Origin of the sequence: Streptomyces griseus subsp. griseus, assembly GCF_003610995.1 — a bacterium.
In the GTDB taxonomy this organism is placed as follows: Bacteria; Actinomycetota; Actinomycetes; order Streptomycetales; family Streptomycetaceae; genus Streptomyces.
This window is the reverse complement of record NZ_CP032543.1, coordinates 6,632,001-6,652,787: the sequence shown is the minus strand read 5'-3', so window position 1 is coordinate 6,652,787 and position 20,787 is coordinate 6,632,001. Positions and strand designations below refer to the sequence as shown.

Here is a 20,787-nt window from a genome sequence, read left to right as displayed (position 1 = left end):
CTAGTCGTGAGGGTGGGGCCGGAGCCCCGGTACGTCCCAGTCGGCGGCGACCGCGTCCGTGTCGGCGCCCGGCTGTGCGGGCCCGCTGCGGACGGAGACGGGAGTGGCGGAGAAGCGCGGGGCGGGGGCGGGCTGGGTGATGCCGCTGTGGTCGACGTAGGTGGAGCGGGCGGCGAGGTGCGGGTGGTGGGACGCCTCGCGGAGGGAGAGCACGGGGGCCACGCAGGCGTCGGTGCCGTCGAACACCTCGGTCCACTCCGCCCGCGTACGGGTGAGAAAGCGCTCGGTGACGGCGGCGCGCAGCTCGTCCCAGCGGGCCAGCTCCCACCGGTCGGGGAAGGCGTCCGCCAGGCCGAGGAGCCGATGAACCGGGCGTAGAACTGCCCCTCCAGCGGCCCGACCGCCATGTGACCGCCGTCGGAGGTGGCGTAGGTGCCGTAGAAGGGGCAGCCGCCGTCCAGCAGGTTGGTGCCGCGCCGGTCCTGCCAGCTCCCGGCGGCCAGCATGCCGTGGATCATCGAGGCGAGGTGGGCGGCGCCGTCGACGATCGCCGCGTCCACCACCTGGCCGGAGCCACCGGGTGTACGCGCGTGCTGGAGGGCGGCGAGGACGCCGACGACGAGGTAGAGCGAGCCGCCCGCGTAGTCGCCGACCAGGTTGGCGGGGACCACCGGCGGCTCGTCCGGCTTGCCGATCATGGAGAGAGTGCCGCTCAGGGCGAGGTAGGCGATGTCGTGCCCGGCCCGCTGCGCCAGCGGCCCGTCCTGGCCCCAGCCGGTCATCCGCCCGTAGACCAGCTTCGGGTTGCGGGCGAGGCAGGCGTCGGGCCCGACGCCGAGCCGCTCGGCGACGCCGGGGCGGTACCCCTCGACGAGGATGTCGGCGCGTTCGACCAGGTCCAGGACCCGGTCGGCGCCGCCCTCGGCCTTGAGGTCGACGAGGACGGAGCGCTTGTTGCGGTTGGTGATGTCGTACGCCGGGTCGATGCCGAGCGCCGGGCCGCCGGGCCGGTCGACGCGCACGACATCGGCTCCGAGGTCCGCCAGGAGCATGGCCGCGAACGGCCCGGGGCCGATCCCCGCCAACTCGACGGCACGGACTCCGGTCAGCGGGCCGTGCCCGGTCCTTGCCATCCTTGAGCCCCAGGGGTGTGACACAACCGATGTAACATCAATGATGCTAAGAACACGCCCCGCTCTCCACAACCCCCCGGGCCGAGCAAGCGCTTAGTTCTTCCTCCACGATCCTCTCGCATCCCTCCCGGACGATCCATGTCCGCGCCCCGCCCGGCCGCACACCCGTCGGCCCCCTCCGCTAGCCTGCCTGCCACGTCTTCCCCGTCCCGCCCTCCGGAGGCCCTCGTGAACAGGCAGAACGGGGCAGCACGCCCCCTGGATGTCGTCCTTTTCGGTGCCACCGGCTTCGTCGGGGTGCTCACCGCCGAGTACCTGGCGGCGCACGCCCCCGAAGGGCTGCGCTGGGGACTGGCCGGCCGCAGCCGCACCAAGCTGGCGCACCTGCGCGAACGGCTCACCGCGATCGAGCCGCGCTGCGCCGGGCTGCCGCTGCTGGAGACCGACGCCGACGACGAGGAGGCCCTGCGCGAACTCGCCGCCTCCGCACGGGTGGTGGCCACCACCGTGGGCCCGTACATCCTGTACGGCGAGAAGCTCGTCGCCGCCTGCGCCGAGGCCGGGACGGACTACCTGGACCTCACCGGCGAGGCGGAGTTCATCGACCGGACCTACGTGCGCCACGACGCGCGGGCCCGGGAGACGGGCGCCCGCATCGTGCACGCCTGCGGCTTCGACTCCGTACCCCATGACCTGGGTGCTTACTTCACGGTCAAGCAGCTGCCGGAGGGGGTGCCGCTGGCCGTCGACGGCTTCGTCCGCAGCAACGCCGTCTTCTCCGGCGGTACGTTCGCCTCGGCGCTCACCGCGATGGGCCGCGGCCCGCAGATGCTGCTCGCCGCCCGGGAGCGCCGCCTGTACGAGCCCCGCCAGGTCGGCCGCCGGGTCCGCACCCCCGCGGGCTCCCCGCACTTCAGCGGGGCCACCGGCACCTGGGCGCTGCCGCTGCCGACCGTCGACCCGGCGGTCGTGGGCCGCTCCGCGCGGGCGCTGGAACGGTACGGCCCCGACTTCCGCTACCGCCACTTCGCCTCGGTCAAGACGCTGCCGATGGCCCTCGGCGGTCCGGCGGCCGTAGGCGCCCTGGTAGCCGCCGCGCAGGTGGGGCTCGTGCGCGACTGGCTGATGGGGCGGTACCAGGCGGGGCAGGGACCGGACGCGGAGCGCCGGAGGCGGAGCTGGTTCACCGTCCGCTTCGTCGGGGAGGGCGGCGGGCGGCGGGTCTTCACCGAGGTGTCGGGCGGCGATCCGGGCTACGACGAGACGGCCAAGATCCTCGCCGAGTCGGCCCTCTGCCTGGCGCTGGACAAGCTTCCGGAGACCTCCGGCCAGGTCACCACTGCGGCGGCGATGGGCGATGCCCTGCTGGAGCGCCTGACGGCGGCGGGGCTGCGCTTCCGGGTGGCGGCTGTGCGGTGAAGAGGGGCTGTCAGAAGATCCAGCTGACCAGCGTGTAGAGCATCGCGCCCAGCCAGACGAGGCCGACGACCCCGCCGAGTGCCATACCGAGCGCCATACGGCGCTGGGCGGGGTCGAGGGGCATGGGACGGACGGCCGTACGAGAGGTGTTCATACGTTCAGCCTGCCCAGCAAGATCGCTTTACGCCATCCGTACGGATACTCAGTCGAATCCGACGGCGAGCGGCGGACCTCAGGCGGTCGCTTCCCGCAGGGTCTGCCGGCACAGGGCGTCCGCCCGGCGGGTGCTCTCCGGCTGGCGGAAGCGGCGGGCCAGGCGCAGGGTGTGGGCGCAGGCGTTGTCGAGGCTGATCCGGTGGCCGACGGAGACGAAGACCGGGTTGGTGTTCTCCTGGGTGCGCAGCGCCCGGCCCACCACCTCGTCGCCGTCCACCAGCGGGGAGGAGTCGCCGCGCCGGGGGCCGGGGGCTTCGTACGTGAAGGTGAAGGGGTTCTTGCCGACGCCGATCACGGGCAGCCCGGTGAGCACGCCCAGATGGCTGGCGAGCCCGAAGCGGCGCGGGTGGGCGAGGCCGTACCCGTCGCAGATGACGACGCCGGGGTCGGCGGTCAGCGACTCCAGGGCCTCCAGCACGGCGGGGATCTCGCGGAAGGCCAGCAGCCCGGGGACGTACGGGAAGGTGATCCTGCCGACCGCCGTGGCCTCGTCCACGGTCTCCAGCGTCTCGGCGTCCAGCACGACGGCCGCCGCGACGACGACGTCCTTCTCCTCGTCGTACGCCACGTCGACACCGGTCACCAGGCCGGTGCCGGGCGCCGGGCCCGGCTCGTCCAGCACCACCAGGCCGCGCAGGCGGTCCTGGATCGTCCGGCCCTCGGCTTCGTCTGCGGGGGTCTCATGGGCGGGAGGGGGCTGTTCCGTCATGACCAGCAGCTTAGGCGGTTCCCGGGTGCCCCCGGTCCCGTAGCCTGGCGATCATGTTCGTACTGGAATTGACCTACACGGCCCCGGTCGAGCGCGCGGACGCGCTGATGCGGGAGCACATCGCCTGGCTGGACGAGCAGTACACGGCCGGCGTCTTCATCGCCTCGGGCCGCAAGAACCCCCGGGACGGCGGGGTGATCCTCGCCGTCGGGGACGACCGGGAGCGGATCGAGGCGATCGCCGCGGCCGACCCCTTCGCCGAACACGGCGTCTGCGCCTATCGGATCACCGAATTTCTCGTGACCAGGACGGCACCGGAACTCAGCGCTTACAAGCAGGAGTTGCGCGGCCAGTAGGTTGGACGGGCCACGCTCCCTCCCACCGGGAACGCGCGCCCTCCAGGGTGCGCCGCCGAGAACCGGGCAGGAGGCCAGGGGTGCAGGAGAGCGCGGAGGAGGGCGGGGCGTGGGCGGTGACGCAGCTCACGCCGCCCGCCGGTGCACGGATCGATGAGTTCCGTCGTCTACTCCAATGCCGGGAACCGTTCGCCCAGCCGCGAGAGGGAGCAGGTCTTGTCCAGCGTTATCGAGCAGTCCGTGCAGGCCCGCATGGTCGCGTCCGCCCCGCGGATGGAAACCCTGCCGGCCACACTGAGTTACGACCGCAAGGACCCCTTCGCCGTGCGGATGGCGTTCCCGGCCCCGGCGACCCTGGAGGGGACCGAGGTGTCCTGGGAGTTCTCCCGCGAGCTGCTGACGGCAGGGGTCGACACCCCGGCCGGGGAGGGCGACGTCCGGGTCAGGCCGTTCGGGTACGAGCGGACGGTGCTGGAGTTCCACGCGGCCGAGGGCATCGCCATGGTCCACGTGCGCACGGCTGAGCTGCGCCATTTCCTGGAGCGGGCGCAGGAGCTGGTGCCGGCGGGCGACGAGTACCGCTATCTGGAGCTGGACCGGGATCTGACCGATCTGCTGGGCGGCGCCTGCTGACCGGCGGGCCACCGCTCAGCTGAACGGAACGGCCGCACGGGCTCCCGGCCGAAAACCCGTTGCCGGGCCGTGCGCCCCGGTTCTACCTTGGTGATGTTCCTGTTGTCGTCGGATCGGAGAGGGACGTTGCTGATCTGAGATCCCCGCACCGCGCAGCGCCGCCACGGCTCGTCCGTGGCCTCAGGCGCCCGTGTGCGATCTCAGCTCGTCAGCCGTCCCGCGCTCATTCCCCGACGTACACGGGAGATCCGTATGTCTGCGTCCGACACCCACATCAGCTGTACCTCCCTCTCCTTCTCCTGGCCCGACGGCACCGAGGTCTTCGCCGGATTCGACCTCGCCGCGGGCCCCGGCCGCACCGGGCTCATCGGGCTCAACGGATGCGGCAAATCCACCCTGTTGCGGCTGATCGCCGGTGAACTCGCCCCACTGGAGGGCAGGATCAGGATCCGTGGCGGCCTCGGGTATCTGCCGCAGACGGTGACCCTGGACACCGCGCTCCGGGTCGATCAGGTGCTGGGCATCGCGGACCGGCGGGCGGCGATCGACGCCGTCGCGGCCGGTGACGTACGCGAGGAGCTCTTCACCCTGATCGGCGAGGACTGGGACGTGGAGCAGCGCGCCCGCGCCACCCTTGACGGGCTCGGCCTCGGCCATATCGGCCTGGACCGCACGGTCGGGGAGATGTCCGGCGGCGAGTGCGTGCTGCTGCGCCTCGCCGCCCTGCTGCTGGCCCGCCCCGGGGTGCTGCTGCTGGACGAGCCGACGAACAACCTGGACGCGGTGGCCCGCAAGCGGCTGTACGACGCGGTCGACTCCTGGAGCGGGGCGCTGCTCATGGTGAGCCACGACCGGGAGCTGCTGGAGCGCGTCGACCGGATCGCGGATCTGCGGGACGGCTCGGTCACCTGGTACGGCGGAAACGTCTCGGCGTACGAGGAGGCGCTCGCGGTCGAACAGGAGGCGGCGCAGCGGATGGTGCGGGCCGCCGAGTCGGATGTCCAGCGGCAGAAGCGCGAACTGGCAGAGGCACATATGAAGTTGGCCCGGCGCAGGCGGTACGGGCAGAAGATGTGGGACACCAGGCGGGAGCCCAAGGTGGTGATGGGCCAGCGCAAACGGTCCGCCCAGGAGTCGGCCGGCAAGCACCGCACCCTGCACACCGAGCGACTGGCCCAGGCCCGGGAGCGTCTCGACGAGGCGGAGTCGGCGGTGCGCGAGGACGCGGAGATCCGCATCGAGTTGCCGAGGACGCGGGTGCATCCGGGGAGCGATGTGCTCCTCCTGCGCGACCCGGTGCCGCCCTACGGGCCGCCGCTGGGCGGGGAGTTGACGGTCCGGGGGCCCGAGCGGATCGCGTTGACCGGGCGCAACGGAGCGGGCAAGACGGCGCTGCTGCGGACGATCGCGGGCGAGCTCGCCCCGGTCTCCGGCGAGGTTTCGACGCCGCTGCCGCTGGGCTTCCTCCGGCAGCGGCTGGACACGCTGGACGACGCGCTGTCGGTGGCGGAGAACGTGAAGTGGTCGGCCCCCGGCCTCACCGACAACGAAGTCCGGGCCCGGCTGGCGCGCTTCCTCTTCACGGGGGGCGCCGCCGACCACCCGGCCGGGACGCTGTCGGGCGGGGAGCGGTTCCGGGCGACGCTGGCGATGCTGCTGCTCGCGGACCCGGCGCCCCGGCTGCTGTTGCTGGACGAGCCGACGAACAGCCTCGACCTGGCGAGCGTACGGCGGCTGACCGAGGCCCTCGACGCGTACGAGGGGGCGCTGATCGTGGCGAGCCACGACGTGCCGTTCCTGGAGTCGATCGGGATCACCCGGTGGCTGCGGCTGGACGGGGAGCTGCGGGACACCTCGGCGGAGGAGGTGCGGGCCGGGCGGTGAGCCGTCGCGGAGGATCTCGGGAAAAGGCGACAGAAGCTGTCGGGTATCCCGCCTACCGTCGCCGGTATGGATCACAGCACCGCCACGAACCACCACCAGCCGACCGTGCGCCCCATCGCCATCACCGGGGCGCACGAGAACAATCTGCGCGATGTCTCCCTCACCCTGCCGAAGGGCCGGATCACCGTCTTCACGGGGGTCTCCGGTTCGGGGAAGTCGTCGGTCGTCTTCGACACGATCGCCGTGGAGTCCCAGCGGCAGCTGAACGAGACCTTCACCTCGTTCCTGCGGAACCGGCTGCCCAAGTACGAGCGGCCACGGGCCGAGTCCATGGAGGACCTGTCCGTGGCCGTCGTCATCGACCAGCGGCCGCTCGGCGGCAACGTCCGGTCGACCGTGGGCACGGCGACGGACATCTGGTCGGTGCTCCGGGTGCTGTTCTCCCGGTACGGCGCCCCGAGCGCCGGCGGGGCGAGCGCGTACTCCTTCAACGACCCGGCGGGGATGTGCCCGGAGTGCGACGGGGTGGGGCGGACGGTCCGCCTCGATCTGGACCGGGCGGTGGACTGGTCGAAGTCGCTGAACGAGGGGGCGCTGCTGCTGCCCGGGCTCTCGGTGGGCAGCTGGGAGTGGAGCCTGTACGGCGGGTCGGGGCGGTTCGACAACGATCTGCCGCTCTCCGATTACGGCGAGGAGGAGCGCCGACTCCTGCTGTACGGATCCGGGTTCACCGTCCGCCTCGACCTGCGCACGGGCTCGGCGGACATGCGGTTCGAGGGGGTGGTGACCCGGTTCGAGCGGCTCTACCTCAAGCGCGACACGGCGTCGCTGTCGGACAAGCGGCGTGCGGCGGCCGACCGGTTCACCGTCGAGAGGGTCTGCGGCTCCTGCGGCGGCGCGCGGCTGAACGCGGCGGCGCTCGCCACCCGCGTCGACGGGCTCTCGCCCGCCGACTACGGGCGGATGGAGGTCGCCGATCTCGTCGGCGTACTGGCGCGGATCGACGACCCGGTGGGCGGCCCGATCGCGGCGGCGGCCCGTGAGCGGCTGGAGCGGCTCGTGGGGATCGGGCTGGGATACCTCAGCCTGGACCGGGAGACGACCACGCTCTCGGGCGGCGAGGGGCAGCGGCTCAAGATGGTGCGCCATCTGGGGAGCTCCCTGACCGGGCTGACCTTCGTCTTCGACGAGCCGAGCATCGGGCTGCACCCCAGGGACGTCGGGCGGCTCGGCGATCTGCTGGTACGGCTGCGCGACAAGGGCAACACGGTGCTGGTGGTGGAGCACGACCCGGATGTGATGGCGGTCGCCGACCACATCGTCGACATGGGGCCGCGCGCCGGTTCGGAGGGCGGCCATGTCGTCTTCGAGGGGCCGTTCGACCGGCTGCGTGCGGCGGACACGCTCACCGGCCGCTGTCTGCGTCAACGCACCCCCGTCAAGAGCGAGTTCCGCTCCCCCACCGGGCATCTCCCGGTCCGGGGCGCCGAGCTGCACAACCTCAAGGGGCTGGACGTGTCGTTCCCCACCGGAGTGCTGACCGTGGTGACGGGGGTGGCGGGTTCGGGCAAGTCGACGCTCGTCTCGGAGGTGTTCACGGCGGCCCACCCGCAGGCGGTGGTCATCGACCAGAGCGCGATCACCGCCTCCTCCCGCTCCACCCCGGCCTCGTACATCGGTGCGCTGGACGCCATCCGCAAGGTCTTCGCGCGGGAGAACGGTGTCGACGCGGGGCTGTTCAGCTTCAACTCGACCGGCGCCTGCCCGGGCTGCTCGGGCCGTGGGGTGATCTCCACCGACCTGGCGTTCATGGACCCGGTGACCACGACCTGCCAGGAGTGCGAGGGCCGCCGGTTCCACGACGACGTCCTGAAACACCGGGTCGGCGGCCGGTCCATCGTGGACGTGCTGGAGATGACGGCGGCACAGGCGGTCGGACTCTTCGAGGATCGGGCGCTACTGCGGAAGCTGCGCACCCTGGACGAGGTCGGCCTCACCTATCTGACGCTCGGGCAGCCCCTCAGCACCCTCTCCGGCGGTGAGCGCCAGCGGATCAAGCTCGCCACCCAGCTGCACCGGACCTCCAGCGTCTACGTCCTGGACGAGCCGACGACCGGGCTGCACCTGGCCGACACCGGGGCGCTGGTAGACCTGCTCGACCGGCTGGTCGACGCGGGGAACACGGTGATCTGTGTGGAGCACAACCTGGAGGTGGTGAAGCGGGCGGACCGGGTCGTCGACCTCGGTCCGGACGGCGGGAAGAAGGGCGGCGAGCTGGTCTTCGAGGGGACCCCGCAGGAGCTGCTGGCGGACCCCGTCTCGGTTACCGCCCGGTATCTGCGCCGGGACCTCGGCCTGCCCGAGGAGCCCCGCTGACCTGCGAAGACCCCTGGACGTACGGCGAAGTCCGGCATGAGCTGCACGCATCACGATACGTGACCGGGTGCCCTCGGGGACGGGCTTGGCTTTGCCCTTACCGTCGCCTTAACCTACGGTCACGTAACCTACGAAGCCGTAGGTAATTCTCCCGTCCCCAGGAGCTCCCCGTGACGATCACCTCTCCCCACCTCGGCAGTTCGAAGGCGTGGACCGACGCCCAACTGCTGTACGCGCTCGAAGAGGTGGTGGAGAAGGAGCTCAACCGCCATCTCAAGGTCGCCAAGGACTGGATGCCCCACGAGTACGTCCCCTTCTCCGACGGCCGCAACTTCCCCGGCGTCTTCGAGGACGGCGAGGCATGGGCGGCGGACCAGTCCAAGGTCACCGACATCGGCAAGATCGCGCTCGTGGTGAACCTCCTCACCGAGGACAACCTCCCCAGCTACCACCACGAGATCGCCTCACTCTTCGGCCGCGACGGCGCCTGGGGCACCTGGGTGCACCGCTGGACCGCCGAGGAGGGCCGCCACGGCATCGTGATGCGCGACTACCTGCTCACCTCGCGCGCCGTGGACCCGGACAAGCTGGAGCAGTTCCGCATGGCGCACATGGCGGAGGGCTTCGAGTCGGACAACCGGCACTCGATGCTGCACTCCGTCGCGTACGTCGCCTTCCAGGAGCTGGCCACCCGCGTCTCGCACCGCAACACCGGCCACCAGTCCGGCGACCCGGTCTGCGACCGGATGCTGGCCCGGATCGCGACCGACGAGAACCTGCACATGGTCTTCTACCGCAACCTCCTGGGCGCCGCCTTCGAACTGGCCCCGGACCTGACCATGCAGGCCGTGCGCGATGTCGTCGTCAACTTCCGGATGCCCGGCCACGGCATGCCCGGCTTCGAGCGGGCCGCCGCGCAGATGGCGATCGGCGAGATCTACAACATGCGCATCCACCACGACGATGTGATCCAGCCGGTGCTGCGCTATCTGAAGGTCATGGACATCGACGGGCTCGGCCCGGAGGGCGTGAAGGCGCAGGAGGAACTCGGCCTGTACATGGGCGGGCTGGACAGCGAGGCGTCGAAGTTCGACGAGAAGCTCGCCGCACGCAAGGCGCGGATGGTCGCGCGCGGCCGCGCCTGACCCCCGTCGCCCCTCACTCCACCGCCGTGACCTCCGCGTACGCCACGTCGTGTACGTCGCCGCGGGGGTGCCGGCGCAGCATCCGCCGCTGGGTGCGCCTCGGCCCGGTCCACGCGGTGCGCCGGGCGCAGGCCACCGTCAGTTCGGCGGCGAACAGGCCCTCGGCCGCGTCCCCGCTCCCGGCCGGCCGCGCGACGACCAGCAGGGTGTCCGTGACACCGGTGCCCGCTCCTCAGGCGTCCTCGACGCGCCGTCCGACGGTGCCCGCGGTCCGGGCGGCGAGGGCGGGGCGGTTCAGCCCCGGTTGCGCTCTTCCCGGCGCAGTCGTTCGCGCTCCTTCTCGGAGAGCCCGCCCCAGACGCCGAACCGCTCGTCGTTGGCGAGTGCGTACTCCAGGCAGGCCACGCGCCCCTCGCAGGCTCCGCAGAGCTGCTTGGCCTCGCGCGTCGAACTGCCCGGGGCCGGGAAGAAGAACTCAGGTCCGGCCTGCGCGCACAACGCGGTCTCCTGCCAGTCGAGCGCGTCCTCGGTCACCGTGTTGATCAGCATGGGAGATACGGTGCCCGGCCGCGATAAACGACTGATCAACGATTCATCAATCGCCGGGCGCGGCGGTCGGAGGACGGCCTGGAGCGGTCGGCGTACGGCCTGGATCTGCCCTGATTCCGCCCTGTGTATGCCGTCACTGCCTCGGCTGGGGCTTCATCACCGCGAACACCGCGCCGAAGGGGTCGGTGACGTTGGCCATGGTGCCGACGCCGGGCACCTCCATGGCGGGCAGCGCCTCCGCACCGCCGAGCGTCCTGGCGGCGGCCACCGTGGCCTCCACGTCCTCGACCGCGAAGTACGGCATCCAGTGCGGGCCGCGCGCGGCCTCGGCCGGGACGTCGCCCATGGTCACCAGGCCGCCGAACGACAGCTCAGATCCGGTGCCCGCCGGGTGGACCGTGGTGTAGACGTAGTCGGTGCCCTCCACCTTCAGCGCGTCGGTCTTCCAGCCGAAGACCTCGCCGAAGAACCGGGCCGCCGCCGGGACGTCCGGGGTGTACAGCTCGGCCCACAGGAGCGAGCCCGGCTGCTGGATGACGCCGAGGCCGGGGTTCTGCCGGGGCTGCCAGACGCCGAAATAGGCTCCGGCCGGGTCCAGGAAGCCGCCCATCCGGCCGTGGTCGAGGACGTCCATCGGCTCGAAGGCGGAGCGGCCGCCCGCCCGGGCCACCAGCTCGACGGTGTCGTCGGCGTCGGTCGTCCGGAAATAGAGGGACCAGGCGCTGGCGGACTGCTCCTCGGGGACCGTCATGACCCCGCCGACGGTGTTGCCGTCCAGGGTGAACATCCCGTATCCCCCGACCTCGGGGCCGCCGGGGACCAGCTCCCAGCCGAAGAGGCCGCCGTAGAAGGCGGTGGCCCCGTCGAGGTCGGGCGTGCCGAGATCGACCCAGTTGGGCGATCCGTCGGGGAAGGTGGGGTTGAGCATGACGTGCTCCTTCGGCGGATCCCGTGGCCCCGCACCCGCACACGGTGGCGCGAGGGTTTCTCCCTGTCCCGTCGAGTCTCGCACCGGCCGCCGACCACCGCAGTCCGCGCGGGGCCGACCGGGGCCGTGCCCCCGCCTCCACGCGGGTCAGCGGCGTATGCCCAGGGCCGGGAGGACCGTCTCGGCGACGCGGTAGGCCTCCTCCAGGAGCGGGTTGCCGGAGAGGATGAAGGTGTCGACGCCCAGCTCCTCGTACTCCTTCAGCCGCTCGGTCACCTGGGCCGTCGAGCCGACGACGGCGGTGCCGGGGCCCGGACGGAAGAGGCTCATGCCGGGCCACAGATTGGGGTGGGTCTCCAGCTCGCGGGCGCGGGCCGGCACCCTGCCGCCGTGCTGGCGGAACTGGCGCTGCCAGCCGACGCCGTCCTCCCCCGCCCGGTCCCCGAGCTGCCGGGCGTACGTCGCCTCGCTGGTGACGTCCAGCAGCCGGTCGGCCGCCGCCCATGCCTCGTCCTCGGTGTCGCGGACGATGAGGTGGAGGCGGAGCCCGATGCGCAGGGTGCGTCCGTGGGCGGCGGCCCGGGCGCGGACCTGTTCCAGCTTCTCCTTGAGCAGGTGCGGGGGCTCGCCCCAGGTGAGGAAGACGTCGACGTGCTGGGCGGCCATCTCGATGCCGGGGGCGGAGGAGCCGCCGAACCAGAGCGGGATGTGCGGGTCCTGGACGGGGTTGAGCTCGCGGAACGAGGCACCCGCGTTCTTCAGGTCGTAGAACCGGCCCTGGTGGTCGAAGACCTCGCCCGCGGTGAGCCGTTTGACGAGGGACCAGTATTCGGCGCTCAGCGCGTACCGCTCGTCATGCTCCACATGGAGCCCGTACTCCTGGAGGGACTTGGTGGAGCCGTTGACGACGTTGAAGCGCAGCCGTCCGCCGAAGAGGTTGTCGAAGGTGAGCGCCATCTTCGCCAGCAGGGTCGGCGAGATCAGTCCGGGGTGGACGGCGAGCAGCGGCTTGAAGCGGGTGCTGGTGGCGGCGGACAGCGCGCTGCCCAGCGGCCAGACGTCGTGCAGGTCGGTGGCGAGCAACGCCCCGCTGTAGCCGAGCTGTTCGACCGTTCCGGCGAGCCGGGTGAGGTAGCCGAGGCCGGTGGGGCGGCGACCGGCCGGCTCCCACGGGTAGGCGCCCTCGCGCGGGATGATGTACCAGAGGACTTCGGTGGCCATGGCTGCTCAGACCGCCTTCGCGGCGGCCGGGGCGGTCGCGGAGGTGCGGGCCACGGCCCGGGCCACGGTGACCGGGTGCTCGATGAAGCCGGTGCGGTGGAAGATGCCGGCCGCCTCCTGCTGCTCGGCGAGGAACTCCTCGCTCACCGCCTCGATCCGCCAGGGCAGGGCGGTGAGGGCGGCCTCCCAGTCACCCACCTCGCCGCCGAGGTCGGCGGCGGCGAGGTGGGCGGCCTCGCGGGGGTGGGCGGCGGCCCAGTCGTCGGCGCGGCGCAGGGCACGGGTCAGCGCCTCGACGATCTCGGGCCGCCGCTCGGCGAGTTCCCGGCGGGTGAAGAACACCGACCGGTCGCTGATGACGTCGCCGGTGGGGATCAGGGTGCGTACTCCGCCGGTGCGGCGGGCGGCGGCGAGCTGGGGTCCCTGGGCGACCCAGGCGGCGACGGCCCCGGTGCGCAGGAGCTGCTCGCTCTCGTCGGTGGAGCGTACGGCGGTGATGTCGTCGGCGTAGGAGAGGCCCGCGTCGTCGAGGGCCTTGGCGACGAGGTGGGTCTGCCAGGAGCCGATCGCCAGGTGGACGGTGGCGCCCTTGAGGTCGGCGACGGTACGGACCGGGCTGTCCTCGGGGACGAGCAGGGCGCCGTGCTCGGGGCGCGGGGCGGAGACGGCGGTGTAGACGAGGTCGTGGCCTGCGGACTGGGCGGTGACGGGCGGGGTGGAGCCGGTGCCGCCGAAGTCGATGACGCCCTGGGTGAGGAGTTCGCCGGTGCGGACGCCGTCGCTGTACGGGTGGAAGGCGACGGTCTCGCCGAGGGGTTCCAGCTCCTGCTGGGCGAGGCCGAGCCGGGTCAGGTGGTAGAGGTGGAAGAGGGACGGGTTGCTGGCGTGGACACCGATGGTGATGGTCATTCAGATCACTCCGAAACGGTCGAGTTCGGGGGTTCTCACGGGGTGGGACGCGGCCGGGACGCCTAGGTCGTCGAGGAGGCGGCGGCGCAGGGCGGCGAAGGCGGGATCGCCGGGGTCGCGGGGGCGGGCGATGCTGACCTTCTCGTCGGTGACGAGCCGCCCGTCGCGCAGGACGGCGACCCGGTCGGCGAGACGTACGGCCTCCTCGACGTCATGGGTCACCAGCAGGACGGCGGGCCGGTGCTTGCGGCAAAGCTCGTCCACCAGGTCCTGCATCTTCAGCCGGGTCAGGGCGTCCAGGGCGGCGAACGGTTCGTCCAGCAGCAGGAGTTCGGGCTCCCGTACGAGCGCCCGGGCGAGGGCCACCCGCTGGGCCTCGCCGCCGGAGAGGGTGGCGGGCCAGGCGTCGGCGTGCCGTTCCAGCCCCACCTCGGCGAGCGCCCGCAGCCCGTCGTCGCGCCGGCCGCGCGGCAGGGCGACGGTGACGTTGGCGAGCACCTTCTTGGACGGTACGAGGCGGGGTTCCTGGAAGACGACGGTGCGGGCCTCGGGGACGAGCACCTCTCCCCCGTCGGCGCCGTCGAGAGCCCCGAGGATCCGCAGCAGGGTCGTCTTGCCGCTGCCGCTCGCACCGAGCAGGGCGACGAACTCACCGCGCGCGATGTCCAGTTCGAGGTCGTCGAGGACGGCCCGGGAGCCGAAGACCCGGCGCAGGCCCCGTACCCGTACGGCTGCCTGACGGTGGGCGTTCCCGGTCATCGGCGGGCTCCCTGCGGGGTGCGCCACGGCATCAGGAAGCGCTCCAGGAGCCGTACGAGGACGTCGGCGGTGAGGCCGAGGAGCCCGTAGACGAGGATGCAGACGGCGAGGATGTCGGTACGGGCGTAGCTCTGGGCCTGGGACATCAAGTAGCCGATGCCCGCCGTGGCGTTGATCTCCTCGGCGGCGATCAGGGCGATGACGCTGAGGGTCATCGAGAGCCGCAGTCCGGCGAGGAGCGAGGGCAGCGCGCCGGGCAGGACGACCTCGCGGACGATGGCGGGACGGCTCATGCCGAAGGAGCGCATGGCCTCGACGAGCTTGGGGTCGGTGTTGCGGACGCCGCTGGAGGCGGAGACGTACATGGGGAAGGTGGTGGCGACCGCGATGAGGAGGATCTTCGCCGTCTCGTTGATGCCGAACCAGACCATGAACAGCGGGACCAGGGAGAGGAACGGGATGGTGCGCAGGGTCTGGAGGGAGGAGTCCAGCAGCTCGTCGCCGAGCCGGGTGAACCCGGTGGTGATGCCGAGGGTCAGTCCGGCGCCGAGGCCGATGAGCAGCCCGAGCCCGGAGCGGGTCAGGGAGGTGGTGAGCGCGTCGGGCAGCTGCCCGTTCTCCCACAACTCCGCGACTGCCCTGAGGACTTCTGCGGGAGAGGCGAGGACGTCCGGGGTGAGCAGGCCGGTGGCGGACGCGGCCCACCACAGGCCGAGCAGGACGAACGGGCCCAGGGCGCGGACGGTCAGGGCGTAGGCGCGGCTGCGGGGTTTCCGGAGCTGGGGGCGCGGGGTGACGAGTCCCGGGGGTGGCGGGGAGTCGACGGCCTTCACACGGGTGTCGCTCATGTCAGCTTCTCGACGTCGAGGAGGTGCGCGGCGATGTCCACCTTCTCCTTGGTGACCTGCTGCTCGGCGTAGAAGGCCGCGACGGACTCGAAGCGGGCGATGTCCTCGGGGCCGATCGGGTCCACGGTGCCGGACTCCGCGGTGATCTCGGTCTGGACCTCCTTGGCCTTGCCGGTGACGGCGGTCGGGCCGACGTCGGTGAAGACGTTCAGATAGGCGGCCGGGTCCTTCTTCTCCTTGGCGCTGGCCGTGTGGAGGTAGTCGTAGAGGGCCTTGACGACGGCCGGGTGCTGTTCGGCGAAGCCCGTGCGGACGGCGTTGAGGCTGTAGTTGTCCGAGCCGATGGCCTCTCCGTCGGCGAGGAAGTGGGCCTTGCCGCTGCCGATCTCCGCGACCGCGTAGGTGGCCCAGACCGCCCAGGCGTCGACCTGCCCGGCGTTGAAGACGGCGGCGGTCTGGTCGGGGCGCAGATGGACCCGCTCCACCTTGTCCGCCGGGATCTTCTCCTTGGCCAGCGCCTTGAGCAGCAGGTACTCCCCGGTGCCGCCCTGGTTGACGGCGACCTTCCTCCCCACCAGGTCGGCGACGGATTCGATGCCGGAGCCGTCGCGGACGAGGATGCCCTCGCCCTTCGCGTCGGGGTCGACGGCGGTGAAGAACTTGAAGCCGGGTCGCTGGGAGAGCGAGGTGATGCCGGAGGTGATGGAGCCGGTGGCGATGTCGAGTTGGCCGGCGTTCATCGCCTGGGCGGCCGGGGCGAACGGGCCCGCGCTGCCGGTCCACCTCACCCTGGCACCGACCTTGCCGAGCGCCTTGTCGAGGCTGCCGTCCTTCTTGCCGAGGGCGAGGATGCCGGAGTTGCCGGGGTCGGGGATACGGACGTCGACGGTCTCTCCCGAACTGCCCGCGGGGCGCTGCCGTCGGTGTCGTGGGAGGTGGAGCAGGCGGACAGGACGAGGAGGGCGGCGGCCGCGAGGAGGGCGGTCGGGACGGTGGTACGGAGACGTGGTCGGGTGGAGTTCACGGTGGTCCTCGGGCTCAAGGGGCGGTGGGCAGGGGCGATGCCGGACGGGCGGCGTTCAGGGCGGCGGCGCGGCGCAGCGGTTCGGGGTCGGCCCACGCGGGGACGGGGACGGGCTCGGGCAGGAAGCCGTGGGCACGCAGGGCGCTCTCCTGCTCGGCGAGCAGGCCGAGGCGCTCCGGTGAGAGGTCGGGGTGGAGGGTGAGGTGGGTGCCGGGGCGGTAGGCACCCGCGACCCCTTCGGCCCCGGCCCCGGTCTCGGCACCGAGGATCCGGTCGACCTCCGCCGGGCTCTCCGCCGCCCAGTCGGCGGCCCGGAGCAGCACGGCGAGGAAGCGGTCGACGAGCGCGGGGTGTTCGTCCAGGAGGTCCTGGTGGACGGTGATCGGGCGGGGGTTCCGTTGTTGATCCGGAAGCGGCGGTCCGGCAGGTCGTCGAGTTCCACCGCGACCTCGGCCCCGGACCTGCGGGCCGCTTCGACCGCGAGGGCCCCCTTGACGTACACCGCGTCGACGTCACCCCGGCGCAGGGCGGCCAGTTCGGCGGCCCACTGCCCCGTGCGCCCGTCCGCCGGTACGTCGACCGGGTCGGCGTCCGCCAGGGAGAGACCCGCCGATGCGAGGGCGCCCTCGAAGCCGCGCACCGCCATGGCCCGCCAGAAGTCGATGTCGATGGGGTGCACCGGCAGGGCGATCCGCCGCCCTCGCAGGTCACCGGCGGACCGGATGCCGGACCCGGGGGCGACCAGGACGACCTGGCGCTCCTCGATCCAGGTCAGGCCGATCAGCCGGGTCCGCTCACCGCGCGAACGGGCCCACAGGGCAGGCACGTTGCCGCCTTCCCGGAAGAGCCCGGGCAGGGCGTGGGTGAAGTGGGCCTCCCGGTCCGCGTCCGGTTCGGCGTCCTGGAGGGAGCGGACCGTGATCCCGTCCGGGGCGAACTCGTCGGTGAGCCACTGCCGGTCGGCGGCGATCCCGGTGGCGGTGGGCACGGGACAGCGGGTGAACCAGAGCGTCGCGGGCAGGGCGGGGCCAGACGTCATGGGGGTGTGTCTCCACAGGGGTCGGTGGGGCGCGAGGGATGCGGGGTGCGCGGGGTGGCCCGGAGACCCCTGGCACGCACGGCGGCACACGGGGAACAGGGCGCGGTGCGGCGGGTCCACGGCGGCGCGAGGGGCGGCCGGAAGGTGCGGGAGGGGGTGCCGCGAGGGGTCAGCGACAGGCTGCGCTGGAGACGCGCGCCAGGTCGATGTGGCGGCGCACGGTGAGGGTGAGTGGCACGGGGGCGCCCGGGGCGGAGAGCGCGTGCACGGCGGTACGTCGGGCCATGGCTCGCTGCTCCTTCCCGCTCGTCGGTGGTGGTGGCCGCAGCTTGCCACGGCGATACGAGGCGCGACAACTCTCTTCCCATGATGTGGGATCACGTGTGAACAGAGTGTTTCCCAGCAGGGTGGAGCCCTTGTTCAACTCCCGTAATGTGGCAACCGAACACACCTGTGTGCCCCTTCGACGAGCGGAGAGTGAAGCGACATGGCCGAGGCCGTGACAGCACGCGCACCGGGTGGCGCCCAGGCCGTCCGGCGCGCGCTGGAGGTCCTGCACTGCTTCCACGACAACGGGCCCGACCTCAGCGCCTCCGACCTCGCCCGGCGGCTGGAACTCCCGGTGTCCACGGCGCACCGGCTGGCGCGCACGCTGCTCGGCGCGGGGTTCCTGGAGCAGGATCCGCGTACCGCCCGCTACCGCCTGGGCCCCGCCGTCACCGAGCTGGGCCGGCTCTCCTACCACCAGCGCGGGCTGCACCTGGCCGCGCCGGAGCTGGCGGACCTGGCCGAGCGGACGGGCGCGACGGCGGACCTGGCGCTGCGCAGCGGGCCGCACGCGGTGATCGTGGCGGGCGGTTCGGTGACGCCGAGGACGGGGCTGCGCCGGCCGCTGCACTCGACCGCGCTGGGCAAGGTGCTCCTCGCCTGGGCCCGTCCCGACGAGGGCGGCCCCGGGTCGCTGCCGCCGCTGCTCGCGTTCACCGACCGGACGATCGTCGAACCGGCTGCACTGGAGGCGGAGTTGGTGAAGGTACGGGCCGAGGCCTACGCACTCAACGACGGTGAGTCGGCGCACGGGGTGCGGACCCTGGCCGTGCCGGTCCTGGACGGTGCGGGGTACGCGCGCTTCGCCCTCGCCGTACGGGCGACCCCGTCCCTGATCACCGCCGAGCGCACCGAGTGGCTGCTCACCGAGGCCCGGTCCTGCGCACGGGCCCTGGAGGTGCTGCTGCTCTCCCCAGCGGAACGGCGACCGCCCGCGCGGTAGCGGGGCCGGGGGCTGCCGGTGCGCGGAGGGCTGTCGGTGGGCCGAGGCTGTCGGTGGGCCAGGTGCAGCCGGCGGGCCGAGGGCTGTCGGTGGGCCGTGGGACGATGGCTGCCCATAGCGAAGGGACCGCCACCTGCCGGTCGCGGCGCACGGCGGAGAGAGTGACGATGACCGACACCGGGGCCAGGACCGCCCGCCCGGCGACCACGGGCCGCGCCGCCCGGGAGCTGCTGGCCGGGGCGGAGGCCCTGCTGGGCCGGGCCCGTGCCGTGCGGGAGGACCATGCCCGCGCCGTCGACGCCGTACGGGCCGTCCTCGACCCGCTCCTGGGCTCCCTGGTCGACCGGGAGCTGGCCGCCATCCCGGTGGGCCGGCTGAAGGACGTCACCGAGGGCCGGCTGCGTCTCGTCGCTCTCGAACAGGCCGGGTTCACGAGCGTCGGGCAGGTCCACGGCACCGCCCGCTACGAGCTGCGGCTGATCCCCGGTGTCGGCGCGCACACCGCCGATCAGGCGCTGGCGGCGGCCGGGCAGATCGCCGACGCGGTGCGCGAGACCGTCTCCGTACGGATCGACATGGACGCCCCGGACGAGGCGGTGACCGCGCTGGTCGTCGCCCTGCACCGGCTGGTCGAGGCCGGGCCGGACGCGCGGCGGGCGGTGGAGGCGGCGCAGCGGCTGGCCGAGCGGCTCGGCCCCCTGGTGACCGCCGCCGCACCGGCCGGGAGCCGGCTGCGGATGCTGTTCAGCGGCAAGGGGGCGCGGGGACGGGTGCTGGACGCCGTGACCGGCCTGCGTACGGCGCTCGCGGAGGCGGACGACCAGGGGCTGCCGATGCTCTTCGGGCAGGTCTCGGTCGATCTGCTGCGGGCGCCCGAGTCGGCGCCCGGGGCGTGGGTGGACTTCGAGCTGCGGTCCGCCGAGTTCTACAGCCTGCTCGCCGAGCTGTCCGGCAGCGGACCGGACCGGGACGCCGCCGAGGGGTTCCTGCCCGCCGGGATCGCGGACCGGGTGCGGGCGCTGCGACTCGACGACTCGCGGCTGCGGGTCTCGCTGCGCGGCTACCAGTCGTTCGGGGCACGGTTCGCCCTGGCGCAGAAGCGGGTCGTCATCGGGGACGAGATGGGGCTCGGCAAGACCGTGCAGGCCATCGCCGCCCTCGCCCATCTCGCGGCGCGGGGCGAGAGCCACTTCCTGGTGGTGTGCCCGGCGAGCGTGCTGATCAACTGGAGCCGGGAGCTCCGGGCCCGCTCCACGCTGCGCGCGCTGCCGCTGCACGGGGCGGAGCGGCTGGAGGCGTACGCGGAGTGGGTGGCGGGCGGCGGGGTCGCCCTCACCACGTTCGACGCGCTGCGCACCCTTCCCGGGGAGAGCCTTTCCCTGTCGATGCTGATCGTGGACGAGGCGCACTTCGTGAAGAACCCCGCCACCCGGCGGGCGCAGGCCGTCGCCGTGTGGGCGGAGCGCGCGGAGCACGTCCTGTTCCTCACCGGGACGCCGATGGAGAACCGGGTGGAGGAGTTCCGGAGTCTTGTCCGTCAACTCCGCCCCAATCTCGCCGATGTGGTGTCGTCCACGCATGGCGCCGCCGGTTCGCAGGCCTTCCGGCGGGCTGTGGCCCCCGCCTATCTGCGCCGCAACCAGGTGGACGTGCTCGCCGAACTGCCGGCGCTGGTCCATGTGGACGAGTGGGAGGAGTTCGGCGCCGAGGACCTGGTGGTCTACCGGGAGGCGGTGGCGTCGGGGCAGTTCATGCGGATGCGCCGGGCCGCGTACGCCGTGCCCGCGACCTCCGCCAAGCTGGAGCGGCTGCGCGAACTGGTGGACGAGGCACGGGACAACGGGCTGAAGGTCGTCGTCTTCTCCTACTTCCGCGAGGTGCTGGCCACGGTCGGCGAGGCGTTGGGGCCCGACGCGTTCGGGCCGATCTCCGGGAGCCTGCCCGCCGCCCGCCGGCAGGAGCTGGTCGACGCCTTCTCCGCCGCCGACGGGCACGCGGTGCTGCTCAGCCAGATCCAGGCCGGGGGCACCGGACTCAACATGCAGGCCGCGTCCGTGGTCATCCTGTGCGAGCCGCAGATCAAGCCGACGCTGGAGCACCAGGCCGTCGCCCGGGCCCACCGGATGGGGCAGGTGCGCACGGTCCAGGTGCACCGGCTGCTCGCGGCGGACAGCGTCGACCAGCGGATGGTGGAGCTGCTGGCCCGCAAGGACCGGCTCTTCGACGCGTACGCCCGGCGCAGCGACCTCGCGGAGGCCGCGCCGGACGCCGTCGACGTGTCCGACGGTGAGCTGGCCCGGCGGATCGTGGAGGAGGAGCAGCAGCGGCTGGCCCGCCCGGAGTGACCGGACGCCGGGCCGGGCGCCCGG

17 protein-coding genes and 3 pseudogenes are annotated in these 20,787 nt (G+C 72.6%); 8 read left to right on the top strand and 12 right to left on the bottom strand.

The genetic code is table 11. The features are described 5' to 3' along the window. Positions 1-1,133, bottom strand: a pseudogene (locus D6270_RS29830) (CaiB/BaiF CoA transferase family protein). A 228-nt stretch (positions 1,134-1,361) separates the two neighbouring features. Here D6270_RS29830 and D6270_RS29825 point away from each other — a divergent pair. Continuing rightward, positions 1,362-2,552 carry a saccharopine dehydrogenase family protein gene (locus D6270_RS29825; protein WP_109162599.1) on the top strand — a complete coding sequence of 397 codons (1,191 nt, stop codon included), beginning with the start codon at positions 1,362-1,364 and terminating at the stop codon, positions 2,550-2,552. 10 nt (positions 2,553-2,562) lie between these two features. On the opposite strand, the gene mmpA is transcribed toward D6270_RS29825, so the two are convergent. Both mmpA and D6270_RS29820 read right to left on the bottom strand, forming a co-directional pair. Continuing rightward, complete coding sequence (gene mmpA, locus D6270_RS33455) at positions 2,563-2,706, bottom strand: morphogenic membrane protein MmpA (protein ID WP_202418522.1); 144 nt, start codon at positions 2,704-2,706, stop codon at positions 2,563-2,565. 78 nt (positions 2,707-2,784) lie between these two features. After that, positions 2,785-3,477, bottom strand: a complete 693-nt coding sequence (locus D6270_RS29820) for an endonuclease V (protein ID WP_109162600.1) — start codon at positions 3,475-3,477, stop codon at positions 2,785-2,787. 53 nt (positions 3,478-3,530) lie between these two features. Between D6270_RS29820 and D6270_RS29815 the strand changes: the two genes are divergently transcribed. The 5 genes from D6270_RS29815 to D6270_RS29795 all read left to right on the top strand — a co-directional run bounded on the left by D6270_RS29815 (position 3,531) and on the right by D6270_RS29795 (position 9,871). Then, a complete protein-coding gene (locus D6270_RS29815; protein ID WP_109162601.1) occupies positions 3,531-3,833 on the top strand; it encodes a YciI family protein in 303 nt (100 codons plus the stop codon). A 216-nt stretch (positions 3,834-4,049) separates the two neighbouring features. Continuing rightward, positions 4,050-4,466: a spore wall synthesis regulator SsgD gene (locus D6270_RS29810; protein WP_109167217.1), complete on the top strand. Its 417-nt coding sequence runs from the start codon at positions 4,050-4,052 to the stop codon at positions 4,464-4,466. Between the two features lie 252 nt (positions 4,467-4,718). Further along, on the top strand, positions 4,719-6,350 hold the full coding sequence (locus tag D6270_RS29805; RefSeq protein ID WP_109162602.1) for an ABC-F family ATP-binding cassette domain-containing protein: 1,632 nt from the start codon (positions 4,719-4,721) through the stop codon (positions 6,348-6,350). A 66-nt stretch (positions 6,351-6,416) separates the two neighbouring features. Next, positions 6,417-8,726, top strand: coding sequence for an ATP-binding cassette domain-containing protein (locus tag D6270_RS29800; protein ID WP_109162603.1), 2,310 nt, complete (start codon positions 6,417-6,419; stop codon positions 8,724-8,726). A gap of 170 nt (positions 8,727-8,896) precedes the next feature. After that, positions 8,897-9,871 (top strand): acyl-ACP desaturase, encoded by a 975-nt coding sequence (locus D6270_RS29795; RefSeq protein WP_109162604.1) that lies wholly within the window; start codon positions 8,897-8,899, stop codon positions 9,869-9,871. Between the two features lie 294 nt (positions 9,872-10,165). Here the strand turns inward: D6270_RS29795 and D6270_RS29790 are convergent, their stop codons facing one another. The 9 genes and pseudogenes from D6270_RS29790 to D6270_RS33860 all read right to left on the bottom strand — a co-directional run bounded on the left by D6270_RS29790 (position 10,166) and on the right by D6270_RS33860 (position 17,434). After that, on the bottom strand, positions 10,166-10,420 hold the full coding sequence (locus D6270_RS29790) for a WhiB family transcriptional regulator (protein WP_109162605.1): 255 nt from the start codon (positions 10,418-10,420) through the stop codon (positions 10,166-10,168). A 133-nt stretch (positions 10,421-10,553) separates the two neighbouring features. Next, positions 10,554-11,348: a VOC family protein gene (locus tag D6270_RS29785; RefSeq protein WP_109162606.1), complete on the bottom strand. Its 795-nt coding sequence runs from the start codon at positions 11,346-11,348 to the stop codon at positions 10,554-10,556. Positions 11,349-11,495: 147 nt separating this feature from the next. Further along, positions 11,496-12,569 carry an LLM class flavin-dependent oxidoreductase gene (locus tag D6270_RS29780; RefSeq protein ID WP_109162607.1) on the bottom strand — a complete coding sequence of 358 codons (1,074 nt, stop codon included), beginning with the start codon at positions 12,567-12,569 and terminating at the stop codon, positions 11,496-11,498. Positions 12,570-12,575: 6 nt separating this feature from the next. Further along, complete coding sequence (locus D6270_RS29775) at positions 12,576-13,478, bottom strand: ABC transporter substrate-binding protein (RefSeq protein ID WP_109162608.1); 903 nt, start codon at positions 13,476-13,478, stop codon at positions 12,576-12,578. Continuing rightward, complete coding sequence (locus tag D6270_RS29770; RefSeq protein WP_109162609.1) at positions 13,479-14,237, bottom strand: ABC transporter ATP-binding protein; 759 nt, start codon at positions 14,235-14,237, stop codon at positions 13,479-13,481. Further along, positions 14,234-15,085: an ABC transporter permease gene (locus tag D6270_RS29765; RefSeq protein WP_109162610.1), complete on the bottom strand. Its 852-nt coding sequence runs from the start codon at positions 15,083-15,085 to the stop codon at positions 14,234-14,236. Before D6270_RS29765 ends, D6270_RS29770 begins: the two co-directional genes overlap by 4 nt. Next, positions 15,082-16,109 (bottom strand): annotated as a pseudogene (locus D6270_RS29760) (NrtA/SsuA/CpmA family ABC transporter substrate-binding protein). Before D6270_RS29760 ends, D6270_RS29765 begins: the two are co-directional and overlap by 4 nt. Before the next feature lie 14 nt (positions 16,110-16,123). After that, positions 16,124-17,148 (bottom strand): annotated as a pseudogene (locus tag D6270_RS29755) (ABC transporter substrate-binding protein). A 169-nt stretch (positions 17,149-17,317) separates the two neighbouring features. Continuing rightward, the gene (locus D6270_RS33860) at positions 17,318-17,434 is read right to left on the bottom strand and encodes a putative leader peptide (RefSeq protein ID WP_318780031.1); all 117 of its coding nucleotides are present in this window, start codon (positions 17,432-17,434) and stop codon (positions 17,318-17,320) included. 201 nt (positions 17,435-17,635) lie between these two features. On the opposite strand from D6270_RS33860, the gene D6270_RS29750 reads away from it, so the two are divergent. Together D6270_RS29750 and D6270_RS29745 are read left to right on the top strand one after the other, a co-directional pair. After that, complete coding sequence (locus tag D6270_RS29750) at positions 17,636-18,418, top strand: IclR family transcriptional regulator (RefSeq protein WP_109162613.1); 783 nt, start codon at positions 17,636-17,638, stop codon at positions 18,416-18,418. Positions 18,419-18,585: 167 nt separating this feature from the next. Then, a complete protein-coding gene (locus D6270_RS29745; protein ID WP_109162614.1) occupies positions 18,586-20,763 on the top strand; it encodes a DEAD/DEAH box helicase in 2,178 nt (725 codons plus the stop codon). The last annotated feature ends 24 nt before the right edge of the window (positions 20,764-20,787 follow it).

Coding starts and splice junctions, on each gene's coding strand:
- D6270_RS29745 (WP_109162614.1), top strand. CDS start 18,586: ATGACCGACACCGGGGCCAGGACCGCCCGCCCGGCGACCACGGGCCGC.
- mmpA (WP_202418522.1), bottom strand. CDS start 2,706: ATGAACACCTCTCGTACGGCCGTCCGTCCCATGCCCCTCGACCCCGCC.
- D6270_RS29790 (WP_109162605.1), bottom strand. CDS start 10,420: ATGCTGATCAACACGGTGACCGAGGACGCGCTCGACTGGCAGGAGACC.
- D6270_RS29780 (WP_109162607.1), bottom strand. CDS start 12,569: ATGGCCACCGAAGTCCTCTGGTACATCATCCCGCGCGAGGGCGCCTAC.
- D6270_RS29785 (WP_109162606.1), bottom strand. CDS start 11,348: ATGCTCAACCCCACCTTCCCCGACGGATCGCCCAACTGGGTCGATCTC.
- D6270_RS29770 (WP_109162609.1), bottom strand. CDS start 14,237: ATGACCGGGAACGCCCACCGTCAGGCAGCCGTACGGGTACGGGGCCTG.
- D6270_RS29800 (WP_109162603.1), top strand. CDS start 6,417: ATGGATCACAGCACCGCCACGAACCACCACCAGCCGACCGTGCGCCCC.
- D6270_RS29820 (WP_109162600.1), bottom strand. CDS start 3,477: ATGACGGAACAGCCCCCTCCCGCCCATGAGACCCCCGCAGACGAAGCC.
- D6270_RS29750 (WP_109162613.1), top strand. CDS start 17,636: ATGGCCGAGGCCGTGACAGCACGCGCACCGGGTGGCGCCCAGGCCGTC.
- D6270_RS29775 (WP_109162608.1), bottom strand. CDS start 13,478: ATGACCATCACCATCGGTGTCCACGCCAGCAACCCGTCCCTCTTCCAC.
- D6270_RS29765 (WP_109162610.1), bottom strand. CDS start 15,085: ATGAGCGACACCCGTGTGAAGGCCGTCGACTCCCCGCCACCCCCGGGA.
- D6270_RS33860 (WP_318780031.1), bottom strand. CDS start 17,434: ATGGCCCGACGTACCGCCGTGCACGCGCTCTCCGCCCCGGGCGCCCCC.
- D6270_RS29815 (WP_109162601.1), top strand. CDS start 3,531: ATGTTCGTACTGGAATTGACCTACACGGCCCCGGTCGAGCGCGCGGAC.
- D6270_RS29805 (WP_109162602.1), top strand. CDS start 4,719: ATGTCTGCGTCCGACACCCACATCAGCTGTACCTCCCTCTCCTTCTCC.